This is a genomic window from Grimontia indica, from assembly GCF_000333895.2.
GTDB classification, from domain to species: domain Bacteria; phylum Pseudomonadota; class Gammaproteobacteria; order Enterobacterales; family Vibrionaceae; genus Enterovibrio; species Enterovibrio indicus.
The window spans coordinates 77,325-90,349 of the sequence record NZ_ANFM02000031.1; the positions used below are offsets into that span (position 1 = coordinate 77,325).

A 13,025-nucleotide genomic window follows, 5' to 3' on the forward strand; every position below is an offset into this window, starting at 1 on the left:
ACGTTTAACCCTCTGTTATTTTTAGAATCAATGCAGTTGAATAAATTGCGTCAGGTCAGTTGACCTGAATGGCATGGATGATGAGGCGAGTATGATTCGTAAAGTTGGCCCTACAGAAATAAAAGAAAAACATAAATTTACGTGCCACTGTGGTGGTGTGGAGTTGGAGCTTTCTTTACCGAATGGTATTGATAAACCTCGCCGCTGTGACTGTTCAATTTGCCGCAGAAAAGGGGCCGTGGTGGCTTCTGTTAAATTGGATGGTATTAACATCGTCAAAGGGCAGGAGCTCCTCAAGCTGTATACTTTCAACACCCACACAGCAAAACACTATTTTTGTTCAGAGTGTGGTATTTACACACACCACCAGCGTCGCTCAGATCCTTCAGAATATGGCTATAACGTGGGTTGCCTGGAAGGTGTCAATCCTTTTGATTTGGGTGACGTTGTCACTAACGATGGTGTAAACCATCCTGCTGACCGCTAAATACAAGGATGCTTCAATGCGCTTAGCTCTGATTTCAGATATACACAGTAACGTTTTTGCATTGGAGGCAGTGCTGAGTGACATTCGTCGAGAAAGTGTCGACGTTATCGTTAATCTAGGCGATATCTTGTACGGACCAATCGCCCCATGTGATACGTTTAATTTATTGATGCAGCATGAGATTGTTACGATTCGTGGCAATCAAGACAGGCAGATTTATGAGGCGCAGGAAGCGGAAATTGCTTCAAACCCGACGATGCAGTTTATTCTGGATGATCTTGGCGCAGCGCCCCTCGAGTGGATGAAATCTCTACCAGCCACCATGCAATTCAATGAGGATGTATTCTTTTGTCACGGAACACCGGAAGACGATTTGGTGTACCTGCTAGAGGATGCGTCAAGCGGAAGCCCGGTATTGAGAAGTGACGACGACATAATGACGTTGCTGGCGGGCAACCCAAGCCACCTAATTTGTTGCGGTCATACCCATTTAGCAAGATCAGTTTCGACGCGCAGCAATCAACTCATCGTTAACCCTGGCAGTGTGGGACTTCCCGCCTACAAGGATGACGAGCCTTGGGTTCATGCGATGGAAAGCTTTAGCCATCATGCTTCATACGCAATTGTAGAAGGTGAGGGTAAAAGCTGGAGTGTGAACCACAAGCGAATCGATTACGATGCTCGCAAAGCCGTTGAAGCTGCAAAAAGCAGAAATCGTGATGACTGGGTTTCGTTCCTAAGCACAGGACGTGCAGTTAACTGAGCACCGCGATTTCGCCGCCTATTAATCAATTTAGGGGACGTTAATGGCTAACAAATATCAGTTCTTCACCATTCCAAATTCAAACAGACAAAAGTTTACCTATTTGGACATGGCTTCAAACACCTTCCTGGAAGAAAAGGATGCTCTGCTGGCACAGGGTTATGAAGTAGAAGATGACTCGATATATGCAGATTCAGCACAGGAAGCGGTAGATAAGTACAAATCTAATTACATCTATGCGCTTGAGGAATACAACACGTCAAGCAACCCGTTCTATAGTTTGATTCTTATATACAAATGGCTTAAAGGTCTGTTTGTAAAAGCGAAATAAGAACGAAAGGAAGTAAAGCAGCATAAGGAGGCGTTTCGCCTCCTTTTCTGATCATGGCGTACCGATGACGAATTCACGCTCGATGATATTAGTGGCTTTGCCCATTGTCCCTGATTTGGCATCAAACGGAGAGCGAATGGTATTGCCGGAAATATCTTCCAATTCGGGACTGACGATAAGTTTATAGTTCCCGCGATGCCACGCCGTTTCCGGGGTCAGTGTCCAAGTGCGATCTTCGCTGACTAGCTTTCCTCGAAGGGTTTCTCCATCAGGACCTTTCAATCGAATGAGTCGCTGTGCTGCGTATCTGTCGATGATTCTGTCGAATGTCACCACAAGTGGTTGTAACCCGTTTGCTGGTGGTGTGGTCAATTCCCAATCGGCGGGTACGATGGCGTGTCGCTCAGGGGCGATGACATTAAACTCAATGATCTGGTCTTCTCCGATTGTTTTTCCTACCGCGTTTTTCATAGACCCAGAGACAACAAGTCGATATTGGTTACCTTCTACCAATGGAGCACCGGCATGGACGTTTGGTCCTACGGACTGTTTAACCCGGCCTGGGTCAAACAGAAGCGTGACTCTGCGTTGCTCGCTATCCCAAAGCTCGGTGTAGAGGTTGAGAAACGGGTTGACCACTTTACTGCCGTCTTCGCGTTCAAGCCGAATATGACTTTGGACTTGTCCCCGAGCCATTGGCTCCGAAAAATGAAGGTAGAAGCGAAGGGTGTTGGCAGGAATAGCAGATTGAGAGGGGGTGTAGCTAAGCAAAGCTGCTTGAGCAGTGCTCACTGCCGAAGAGAAAAGGAGCACGACAAAAACTATTTGTCGTGCTGCCAGACTTAAAAACATCATCGTTAGTATTTAACAGGTGGCTGTGATTTGTAACCGAATGGATCGGGACCATCAGCCCAGTTCATTTCAACGACGTGGTCAGCGCGGTCAAAGAAGAACGGCAATGGCAGAGTATGCAAATCAATACGGCCAACGTCTTCAGGGTGACGACGGATAGTCGCAGCCCACTGATCGTTGATCAAATCAAGATGCAGTGTTCCACTCATTGGCAGTGGGAACTGATAAACACCAGCAACCTGGAAAACAGGATTCACACCTTCACCTGCTGGCATCGCTTCTGCTGTCGCAATAGCATTCAACGGGATTTGGGCTGCACTGCGGTTGGTGTTCGTTACAACAACGTAGTCATTTTGGTCCATACCGCTAGTGAAAGAGACGATATCGATAGGGGTGTTGCCATAGCCCATTTCACCAATCATGGTTCCACGTACTTGCGCGCCGTCTTTCAACTCGTCGAGAGGGATCCTAACGATAGGCGTACAGGCGTAAATAGCGATCAGAGTTGGCTTGCCATCCAGCTCACGGATGGTTTGCGTGATAATCGGTGCGCGGGTCTCATACTGAGCATGAACTGCGTGCCAGATTTCAATTGAAGTCGTGTTGACTTCACCCTTGAATGGGAAAGGGATGCGACGTAGTTTCGAAGAAAACACTTCATTGGAAACACCAGCCACAAAGATTTCACCGTTGTAGAAATCAATGTCTGTGATCGCCAGTGCATTCAGTGGCTGACCAAACTCTAACGTTTCGTCGGTAGGAACTGGGCCGACACTGATAGAGGTGTGTTTGGCGGATTTCAAATTCACTTTCTTCAATTCACCGTTAGAGACTTTTAAAACGGAAGCCTTTGGTTTTGGGCCATGGCCTTGGTGAACAGAAAGGTAGATTTCGCCTGTAGGCTTGTGAACAGCCATATCATTGATGCTGATGTCCTCAGCAGATGCACCGAGAAGATCAGCGATCTTTTGATCAATGTTTTCAATAACGGTTCTGCCTTCAAAGGTTTGAGCGCGGCCCCATTGGTAGCTGCTTTGATCGCCAAATGACTTTTCTGGCAGGTCAAAAGCATGTACAACGCCGGCTTTGCTATCACCAACAAACAGAACATTGTTGGTATCGAAAGCCAATGCACCCGCTGATTGAATGATCTTATCTTTTGCCAGTGCAGGTTGAGAGAGACTAAGTGCCAATCCCCCGACCAAAGCAAAAGTTTTGATTTTGTTATTAAGCATTGAAAATCCCTTTTTATATATGAGAGCAAGGTGTATTAGCTTAACCGAAAGTAAAGAAATGCTTTCTTCTCGAAAACGGGACTGGAAGCATTTAATTTCAACAAGATCAGTTAACTAGCCACACGCGATACTGTTTATTACTGACTTATTAATAATTGTGCATATGACAAAATAACCCTAGCCAACAACTTGGGGCCTTGCCAAAAGGAGTCATGTTGTGTAGTGAGGGATATACCCTCAGAAAATGAAAAAGCCCCCGATATGAGGGCTCACTAATTGTCATCAGGGTTTCTGGATCAAGCTGGCTTGTCAGGGGAAGGAGGAAGCTGTCCTGATGCCATATGAAGGTGCACATCTTGTTGTGGGAATGGGATAGAAATGCCTTCTTTGTCGAAACGTATTTTCACTTCTCTTGTCACATCCCAGTAAACATCCCAGTAGTCGTCAGTTTTCACCCAAGGGCGAACGATAAAATCAACAGACGAACTGTTCAGAACATGTAATTTGATCATCGGTTCAGGTGCACGCAGGATGGCTGGGTGGCTGCTGATGATGTCAGTCAGTACCTTCTCAACATATTCAACGTCATCACTGTAACTAACACCGAAAACCATATCGACACGTCGAACCCGTTCATGGGTAACGTTTTTAATCACATCACCCCAAATCTTGCTGTTCGGCACGATGATGATCTGGTTATCGAAGGTTTTGATGGTGGTGTTCACTAAGCTCATATGACTCACTTTACCTTCTACGCCGCCTGCCTGAACAAAATCACCCACATCAAACGGGCGGTAAATCAAAAGCATCATGCCTGCTGCAAAGTTAGAGAGGGTATCTTGCAGAGCGAAACCGACGATAACACCAGCAATACCGAAACCCGTGAGAATAGGCGTAAGGTTCAGACCAATCTGGGAGAGGGCGATCAGAATACCGATAAACCAAACCGCTTTACCGGACATAGAGATGAAAAAGTCCTGCATCAACACCGAGAACTTGAGGTTCTTCGCGGCCACCGCTTTCTTCACGACTTTACGCGTTAGGTTGGCGATTTGTCGGGCAATCAGCAGAATGATCAAAAAGACGATGAGCTGGAAGATATGTTGTGGCGCATTTTCAACAAACCAATTCCAGAACTTGCTTGACCAGGTTTTCACGATCGAAAGCAACACGTCACCGCTCAGCAAATCCTGCGTCACACTGCCAGTCGCTTCAAAGTAAAGGCGCTTGTACTCTGCCGTTTCAATACCGACTTTGTCGGAAAGATCAATCATCACCGAAAGGCTATTGGTTGTGATGGCCATGCGGCGCTGGGTAATGAGCTGCCTGAGCTGAATGACGGCTTTTTCAGATTCTGGTGCGACTTTCAATTGGGCGTCATCTGCGCTTAATTGTTGACGAAGGTATTCAACGTTCGCAGCAACTTGCTCGGTTCGGCGGCTAATTTCTTTTTTAAAGGCATCTTCTGCTGTTGGGTCGATGGCATTGAGTTTTTTCAGCCAGTCGATGTTCTGCGCTTGCTCCTCGTACATGCTGTCGAGGTATTTACGGGATTCTTCGTATTCCGACAGAATGGCGAATTTGTCTTCGCTTTTGGCCTCGCTTAATTGCTCGGAAAGCTTGGATGAGCGTTCTACGAGATATTTCACCCCTTGGTTTGCGTACTTCTGCTGCTGTTTGATTTGTTTGATAAGAAATGCGCGGTCGAAGCTGTCGTTTTTCACACCACTGGCAATGATTGAACGGAGCTCCTCGTTCTTCTGAAACATTTGAAGTTGCAGTGCCAGTTTGTCTTCGCCACTGGCTTTAGATTGCAGGGCAACGAGATCACCGAGCTCTTTATTCAGATTGTCTATCTGAGATTGCCATTGACTGGCAGCGCTAGGTGTTGCCGCTGCGGGCGTCGAGGTCTCAGCGTTAGCAAAACTGACAAATGAAAACGAAAAAAGAAGGAGTAAAAAAGGCAGACTCAATGCGTTACGCCAACGGGGGATCATGAACGTCTCTCCAGCATAATAAATATTGATTAGGTAGTATGGCACTTAGCATTCATGCAAACACTGTATGTCGATCTCACATTTGAAGATTTCCCCAAATATCCGAGAACCTTATGAAAAAACTAGGCTTTCTCTGTCATCGCTTTGTCTGAATACAGAAAAATCTAATGACGAATTACTCGACCATCCGGCATCTGAGTCGAAGGGTATGAGAAGAGATAGAGCACTTATTTAAAGATTCAGGCTTAGATGAAATACGTTGAATATACAGTACTAATTTTACCTAACTTTACACTGGGCTGATTGTTTAGTGTTCAGCTAGAGCGCAAGATATACCCAAATTCAATGAGGATATGGAGAGTTGTAAAATGAGTACGTCGTCTTTGTCTAAGCCGACCAGAATGTTTCACTGGGGTGTTGCGATATTGTTCATCGCGGTTCTGGCATTTGGTTTGTATGTTGAAGACTTACCAAGAGGCCCAGATAAGGGTGAGATGATTGGCCTGCATAAATCTTTTGGTTTTCTCGTTTTACTGCTGGCTGCTGCACGTATTGTTTGGCGCTTTAAAGAAGGCCCGATTCCAGTCATCCCGGGCTCACCAAGTTGGCAAGAGAAAGCCGCCAAAGCGGTTCATCATATCTTGCTACTTGCGACGCTCTTGATGCCAATTTCTGGTATTGCCATGTCAGTGGGCGGTGGTTTTGGTTTGTCTGTGTTTGGTATACCTCTGATCCCAACAGGTGACAAAATCGAATGGCTTGGTCAGGTTGGTCATGTTACCCATGAAGTGCTGGCGAACATTGTGATTGCCACGCTGGTGCTGCATATCGCTGGTGCGCTCAAACACCACATCATCGATAAGGATGAGACTTTGAAACGTATGTTGGGTAAATCCTAACTCTTCTCCGCGCTAGTCATGTGGATGGCTGGCGCGGAGTGTTTCTGCTGATATTCGAGACACATCTTCACTTTTTCTTTTTCTGGTCTTGTTAAGCTACCAATTGAGTATGCACAGTTCGCAGTCGTGCTTTTTCAAACCATTGGAAGGGAAAACGATGCGAAGAATCATCTTCAACCAAAAGGGTGGTGTTGGTAAATCCAGTATAACGGTTAACCTTGCGGCGCTGAGTGCAGCAAGCGGCAAGAAAACACTGCTCATTGACCTCGATATTCAAGGAAACAGCAGCCATTATTTGGGTGTGGATATCAACGCCAAGAACGACAGAACGATCGCTGATCTTCTCGATCAAACCGTTTCTTGGTTTTCTGTTTCGACTCCCATCAAAAACTTCCCCCAAGCAACGGCTTACGAAAACCTCGATATCATTCCTTCAAGTCCGAGGCTGGCTACCTTAGAGCCTGAGCTAGAGCGACGCTACAAGATATACAAGCTACGTGATGCATTAGATGAGCTGGAGAAAGAATATGAGCGCATTTACATCGACACGCCGCCTAATCTTAATTTCTACAGCAAAGCGGGACTGATTGCGGCACACAAGCTGCTGATCCCATTTGATTGCGACAGCTTCTCTCACCAGGCTCTTTTGACCCTGATGGATAACCTTGCTGAACTTCGTGATGACCACAACCGCAAACTGATGCTTGAAGGGGTAGTGGTCAACATGTTCAACGCGCAGGCGAAGTTCCCAGGGCAAATCATTGAGAACGTGAGAGAGTTGGGTTTGCCTTTGTTGGAGCCATTTATTCCGCAGTCAGTGAAAATGAAAGAGTCGCATTACCACCAAAAGCCGCTTGTTCATTTTGCGCCCAAACATAAACTCTCTGAGAGTTTTCAGGCGTTGTACGATCAATTAGAAAGCTCAGTAGAAGAACCAGTGCGTGACAAAACAGCGTAACCTTTGACAAAGTTACATAAAGGCGTAACATTTAATGGTGTTACCTATTTGTGTAACTTGGAGGTTGCATGAACATCAGTACTGCCGGCGTCATTACCGGAGATTTGGTCGGTTCAACAGAAATGGAAGAAGCACTGCGTCGCCAATGCATTGATGCGATAGAGCAGTGCTTTTCTGCGTTTAGGGAATCAGCGAAAGGTGAGATCTACCGTGGAGACGCTTTTCAAATCTACACCGTTGAACCTGCTTCGCTGGTGGAAATGGCGGTAAAGCTGAGACTATCCCTGATTGCTTTGGGGCAAGATGCCAGATTATCACTGTCGGTCGCCGCAGCCAGCGAGCGAGAGTTGCCAGTGCGAATGGCGAATAACTCTGAAGCTTTCACCTTGTCGGGAAGAAACCTGGATGCGATGAAAAACGCCAGACTGACGTTTTCTTCTGACAATCAGCCTTTTACGAGCGATGCAAAACTCGTCCTCTCTTTTCTCGATGATCATCTAAGCCAGTTGACAGTCAAAATGGCACAAGCACTGCTGCTTTGGTTCGATCAACCGTCGAAACCGCACGCTGAGCTCGCCGAAAAATTTGGTGTAAGCCGAAGCGCGTTCACAAGAATTATCAATCGTGCCAATTATGGACGCATTGAAGAAACACTCTGCTGGTATGCTGACAGGCTGGAAAGATATCAAAGGAATTGAGTGCTTTGCTGACCTTAATATTAGTGCTGGTGGTTATCCATATTGTCACAGAGTTTTACGTGCTCCCGTTGTTGGAGGCCACGAGACAGGGAAAGATTTTGGTTGGCGCTGTTCAGGCGGCCTTAGCCTTTGTTGCGTTCACCATAGCGGGAATACCCGTTCTTACCGCCTTCATCGCTGCTTTTGCACTCGCAGCGCAATATGCGGTGATCAGCCATAGCATGTCGATACCTGCGGAAAGGCTCCGCGGGCTAGTGTTGAAACTCACGCTACATGTCGTTTTGATTGCGTTGATTACCGCTTTTGCCGTTACGCCGGAGCAGCGACACACGGCATGGGAAACTGTTGTTGAAGCGAAGTGGCAAACACTACTTTGTTGGGGGCTCGCTTATCTTTTAGCGCTAAAACCTTCTTCTTCAGCGATTGCTTTGATTTTGCAGAACTGGACGCAGGAATTAACCGCGAATGAAGATGCAGCAACCAATCGACCTTTAAAAGAAGCGGGGACGTTTATTGGATATTTCGAACGAGCGCTGATTGTGACCTTTGTACTTTGGGGACAATTGCCTGGCGTGGCCTTGGTCTTGGCGGCCAAATCCGTTTTCCGATTTGGGGATTTGAAAGATCACGGTAGCAGAATGTTCACGGAATATGTGATGCTGGGAACCTTTGCCAGCGCAATGTTCGGCATAGGCTGCGGTTTGTTGGGAGACTACCTTGGCAAGCTGTAACACCGAAATAGAAAGAAGGCACCACAAGGTGCCTTCGTCGTTTTATTAGTGTGCCAGTCTTTCTAGCTGACGTTGTTTCCAGATTGATGCGCCAATCCCAATCGCCAATGAGCTCACTATTACGCCCAAAGAGACAGGCGTTGCGATCGCAAATGGCGTGTCGATCAACAGCATCTTCACACCGATAAAGCACAGCATAAATGCCAGTGTGTGGTGTAGGTACGCGAACTTGTTCAGCATGCCGCCCAGTACAAAATACAGAGAACGCAGGCCAAGCAGCGCGAACACGTTGGCCGCCAATACCAGGTACGGTTCTTGGGTTACAGCGAAGATCGCAGGGATTGAATCCAGAGCGAACATCACGTCAGTCATCGCAATGACCATCACCACCACCAGCATTGGAGTCGCCAGCAAGCCTAACGAATCGCGGATAAACAATTTATTGCCTTGGTAATCCGGGCTCACGCGCAGGAAGCGTTTGACCAAACGCACGGCAAAGCTGTCAGAGAATGACTCGTTATCCTCTCCATGTTGACGCCACATCTGTACGCCAGTCCAGATCAGGAAGAAGCCGAACAGGTACAGAATGACATGGAACTTGGCAATCAACGGCGCACCCAGCGAGATCATGATGCCACGCAACACCAACGCACCGACGATACCCAACATCAGAATGCGGGGTACGTTTCTTTCCGGCACCTTAAATTGAGCAAAAATCAGGGCGAAGACAAACAGGTTGTCGACACTGAGAGATTTTTCCAACAAATAGCCGGTGACAAAGGATGTTGCTGCTTCGCCGTTTGTCAGAGCACTATTCGGCGCCATGTGTGGCCAGAAGAAAAAGATCGCAGCTGCAAAGGCAAAGGCCAGTGCAAACCAGAAAACACTCCAAACTGCTGCACTACGGAAACTGATCTTTCCGCGGGTCAGCAATAAGTCTATCCCTAACATCAGGAGTGTCAGAATGAGCAGGCCTTCATAACCTGAAAAGAGTTCGCTTAGGAACATGATACCTCCAGCATGCGGAGGGCACAGGAGAGGGGGATCGCCTGACCAACCGCACAGCTAAAATCGAAAGTTAAAGCCAGTGTGTGCGTTGGTCTTGTCAAAACACTTTCGATAAGTGTTCTCGCGTGCCGGAAGCGAAAAGCTACGGGATGACGACAGCGCGACGAAGTGACTACTCCCCAAAACGCCGCAATAGTAGTGCTTTTCAGGGAAATAAAAAACAAAAATTTTTGGGAACTTTCTTTGCCTGTTTAGTAGTCATAACAGTTTGCAGTGACCAAAAAATAAAAAGGAAGAAAAATGAAAAGACGCACTTTCATACAAGGGATTGGAATTGCAGCCATTACCTTTCCTGCGTGGGCCTCTGACAGAAAAACACCGAGCCAACAGGAAGGACCTTTCTACCCTGTGAAAGAAATCCCTGTGAGAAAATCCCTGATTCTGGATGCGAATTCATTAGTAGGCGAAGTAATGAATTTGCAGGGCAAAGTCTTAGACAGTAACGGCAAAGCATTAGCTGGTATAAAAGTGGAGATCTGGCAATGCGATGGTGTGGGGCTCTATGACCATCCGCGACAGGCTGATACTGAAAAGTTCGATCCTGCTTTTGGCGGTTACGGTGCTGCAATCACGGATACAACCGGTAACTACGAATTTGAAACCTTATATCCCGTTCCTTACACAGGCAGACCGCCGCATATCCACGTCAAACTATGGGATGGAAGCAAAGAACTCCTGACAACGCAGCTTTACTTGCAAGGACAAACTGGCGGTGGTTGGTTTAGCAAAGAAAGAGAAAGGCTGCAGATTGCTCCACAGCCTATAGAGAATGGCACTTTCGCCCAATTTTCGTTCGTGGTTTAGATACTAAATTTGGCGATGGCGGCAGACAGCTGCTGGTTGGATGCTGCCAGTTGCTGCACGTTCGACAGTGTCGCTTCGCCGCTATGATTGAGCTTCTCTACCATGTCTCTGATTGTAGCGATGCTTTGACTGATTTCGCTTGAAGACTGGCTTTGCGACTTCGTGATGTCTGTAATCGTGCTGTTAAGCGTATTGATCTCGTCTACCGAGGCAGCCATGACGTCGAGATTGGTATCAACAACATCCGCCTTTTCAACAGCAACCATACAACTCTTCTTGGTGTTCTCGATGGCGCGAACAGCGCGTTCCGTGCCGTCATTAAGCTTGGAAAGCATCTCATTAATTTCTGAGGTGCTTTCTTGTGTTCGACTCGCCAGTGCGCGAACCTCATCAGCAACTACCGCAAACCCTCGGCCTTGCTCTCCAGCACGTGCTGCCTCAATCGCCGCATTCAAAGCAAGCAGATTGGTTTGCTCCGCAATATCACCAATCACACCCAACACAGAGGCTATCTTCTCAGAATTCGCGCTCATCGCCTGAATGTCCGCTTCCATATCAGAGATCTCCTGAAGCAGTGAATTCACGCTGCTCACCGACTCTTTAACCTGATGTTTGGAGTCAAAGGTTTGCTGATTAGTCCGTTGCGTACAGCTCAATGCTTCTGAAGCGCTTTCTGCGACAGAGTCTACGGTGGAATTCATATTTTCGATGCGGCCAACGACCTGCTCAGTCACTTCACTGTGATGAGTGAGGGTGTGATGATTGCTCTCGGTCTGGCTTTTCACCTGATCCACTTCACTGGAAATGTTCATTGTCGCCTGAGAGATGCCGCCGACTATATCGCGAAGGTTCTGGGACACCTCATTGATACCGCGTGCAATCACACTGATTTCATCTTTGGTCGTTACTTGAACATGGGCGGTTAAGTCACCTTGTGCAAGCTTCTTCATCGCGCGCATGATAGGAGAGAGTGGTTTGAGCAATTTGTTCACCAAGAACACCACTAACGCAGAAACCAAGATCACTTGCAATGCGGAGAAGATCAGAGAGTCGGTTCGAGCGGAATTCACGGTCTGGAAAGCGAAGGCTTTATCAACCGCGACCGCGACATACCAAGGCGTACCCTCAACTTTTTGGATGTTGAACAGATAAGGGGTATTGCCAATGCTCATCTCACTGACTTCGAAAGATTGGGCGATAACTGGCAGGGTTTCCGCGCTGATTTGTTGTGTCAGCTCACTCGCGGGCTGCAACGTCATGCCGTCATCCACACTGGCAAGAATAGTCGCGTTGTTATCAAACAAAATTGCTTGAGTGCTCTCGCTGCTGATGCTCTTAATGTAATTAATCAACTGCGTAATGTTGATATCACCGGCGATAACGCCTTGTTCACCGTTGCTTCGCGTGTACTTTTCAGCAATGGTCACGACAGGTTGCCCGCTTGCAGAGTCTTTATATGGCTTGGTGATAATGGGGCCTTCAGCACTGGAGGCTTGTATGTACCAAGGGCGCTGTCTTGGGTCATATCCTGCTTTCGATGGTTTTGCGTTGTAGCGAATCATCTCTCCGCCAGATGTGCCAACATAAACAGACTGAAAACTTCCGGATGCTCTGGCTTGGTCGAGATAAGCATAAATAGGCCGGCCATTTGCACTCAGGTCACTTCGTTGTGCACTCTGAATAATACTGATTCGGGGTTGAATCCAGTTCTGAATACCCTTCGCTGTAGCGATATTCACTGAGTCGATATATTGCGCAACTGAGTTTTGGGTATAGGTCATTAGCTGCTGATCTTGGCGTGTGAACTGCACGGCGGCAACAACAATAATGATGAAGGCAATTGCGAGGGAGAGCTTGCTCTTGATAGAACGTGGCATAGCGCTGTCTCTTTTTTGTGATAAGTGTTAATCATGGTTAACAATTAGCTTAGGACAGGCCTGGAGAACATACCTAAAAGGAATCTCAATTAGTTGATGAGAAATGAATTGGGCTTTGGTTTTCGGATAAGGCGATTTAAAAAGTTGTTTAAGGCCAGCACGCTATTGGCGGGTAAAAGTGACAACAACCAACCCTTTGTGTATGTTCAACAACTGGTTAAATATCAGACTATATGGACATAGAATCAGTTGGCTATTCCCTCAATAAAAATCAGCGTGCTTTCTCTATCCTTCCTGCTGTTTGGCTGTGATTCCCCGCCAGACA

Annotated in this window: 13 protein-coding genes; 8 read left to right on the top strand and 5 right to left on the bottom strand. The window is 47.1% G+C overall.

The annotated features are described in order from the left end of the window. The first annotated feature begins 91 nt into the window (after nucleotides 1–91). From D515_RS17085 to D515_RS17095, 3 genes are read left to right on the top strand one after another with little or no spacing between them, the layout of a single operon-like run. Nucleotides 92–487 carry a GFA family protein gene (locus D515_RS17085; protein WP_002540288.1) on the top strand — a complete coding sequence of 132 codons (396 nt, stop codon included), beginning with the start codon at nucleotides 92–94 and terminating at the stop codon, nucleotides 485–487. Nucleotides 488–503: 16 nt separating this feature from the next. Further along, nucleotides 504–1,250 (top strand): metallophosphoesterase family protein, encoded by a 747-nt coding sequence (locus tag D515_RS17090; RefSeq protein WP_002540289.1) that lies wholly within the window; start codon nucleotides 504–506, stop codon nucleotides 1,248–1,250. Between the two features lie 43 nt (nucleotides 1,251–1,293). Continuing rightward, nucleotides 1,294–1,581 (top strand): hypothetical protein, encoded by a 288-nt coding sequence (locus tag D515_RS17095; RefSeq protein ID WP_002540290.1) that lies wholly within the window; start codon nucleotides 1,294–1,296, stop codon nucleotides 1,579–1,581. 51 nt (nucleotides 1,582–1,632) lie between these two features. Here the strand turns inward: D515_RS17095 and D515_RS25745 are convergent, their stop codons facing one another. The 3 genes from D515_RS25745 to D515_RS17115 all read right to left on the bottom strand — a co-directional run bounded on the left by D515_RS25745 (nucleotide 1,633) and on the right by D515_RS17115 (nucleotide 5,665). After that, nucleotides 1,633–2,436 (bottom strand): hypothetical protein, encoded by an 804-nt coding sequence (locus tag D515_RS25745; protein WP_152442389.1) that lies wholly within the window; start codon nucleotides 2,434–2,436, stop codon nucleotides 1,633–1,635. A gap of 2 nt (nucleotides 2,437–2,438) precedes the next feature. After that, nucleotides 2,439–3,668 carry a hypothetical protein gene (locus D515_RS17110; RefSeq protein WP_002540292.1) on the bottom strand — a complete coding sequence of 410 codons (1,230 nt, stop codon included), beginning with the start codon at nucleotides 3,666–3,668 and terminating at the stop codon, nucleotides 2,439–2,441. Between the two features lie 296 nt (nucleotides 3,669–3,964). Next, nucleotides 3,965–5,665, bottom strand: coding sequence for a mechanosensitive ion channel domain-containing protein (locus D515_RS17115; protein WP_002540293.1), 1,701 nt, complete (start codon nucleotides 5,663–5,665; stop codon nucleotides 3,965–3,967). A 368-nt stretch (nucleotides 5,666–6,033) separates the two neighbouring features. On the opposite strand from D515_RS17115, the gene D515_RS17120 reads away from it, so the two are divergent. The 4 genes from D515_RS17120 (at nucleotide 6,034) to D515_RS17135 (ending at nucleotide 8,951) form a co-directional block, all read left to right on the top strand. Next, complete coding sequence (locus D515_RS17120) at nucleotides 6,034–6,564, top strand: cytochrome b (protein WP_039850256.1); 531 nt, start codon at nucleotides 6,034–6,036, stop codon at nucleotides 6,562–6,564. A gap of 157 nt (nucleotides 6,565–6,721) precedes the next feature. Beyond that, nucleotides 6,722–7,522, top strand: coding sequence for a ParA family protein (locus D515_RS17125; RefSeq protein WP_002540295.1), 801 nt, complete (start codon nucleotides 6,722–6,724; stop codon nucleotides 7,520–7,522). Nucleotides 7,523–7,590: 68 nt separating this feature from the next. Then, nucleotides 7,591–8,220, top strand: coding sequence for a nucleotidyl cyclase domain-containing protein (locus tag D515_RS17130; RefSeq protein ID WP_002540296.1), 630 nt, complete (start codon nucleotides 7,591–7,593; stop codon nucleotides 8,218–8,220). A gap of 5 nt (nucleotides 8,221–8,225) precedes the next feature. After that, nucleotides 8,226–8,951 (top strand): hypothetical protein, encoded by a 726-nt coding sequence (locus D515_RS17135; RefSeq protein ID WP_002540297.1) that lies wholly within the window; start codon nucleotides 8,226–8,228, stop codon nucleotides 8,949–8,951. Between the two features lie 45 nt (nucleotides 8,952–8,996). Here D515_RS17135 and D515_RS17140 read toward each other — a convergent pair whose 3' ends face one another. Next, nucleotides 8,997–9,959, bottom strand: a complete 963-nt coding sequence (locus D515_RS17140) for a TerC/Alx family metal homeostasis membrane protein (protein ID WP_002540298.1) — start codon at nucleotides 9,957–9,959, stop codon at nucleotides 8,997–8,999. A gap of 300 nt (nucleotides 9,960–10,259) precedes the next feature. On the opposite strand from D515_RS17140, the gene D515_RS17145 reads away from it, so the two are divergent. After that, nucleotides 10,260–10,823, top strand: a complete 564-nt coding sequence (locus D515_RS17145; protein WP_002540299.1) for a dioxygenase family protein — start codon at nucleotides 10,260–10,262, stop codon at nucleotides 10,821–10,823. On the opposite strand, the gene D515_RS17150 is transcribed toward D515_RS17145, so the two are convergent. Then, nucleotides 10,820–12,700, bottom strand: coding sequence for a methyl-accepting chemotaxis protein (locus tag D515_RS17150; protein WP_002540300.1), 1,881 nt, complete (start codon nucleotides 12,698–12,700; stop codon nucleotides 10,820–10,822). The genes D515_RS17145 and D515_RS17150 overlap by 4 nt on opposite strands. Nucleotides 12,701–13,025 lie beyond the last annotated feature (325 nt).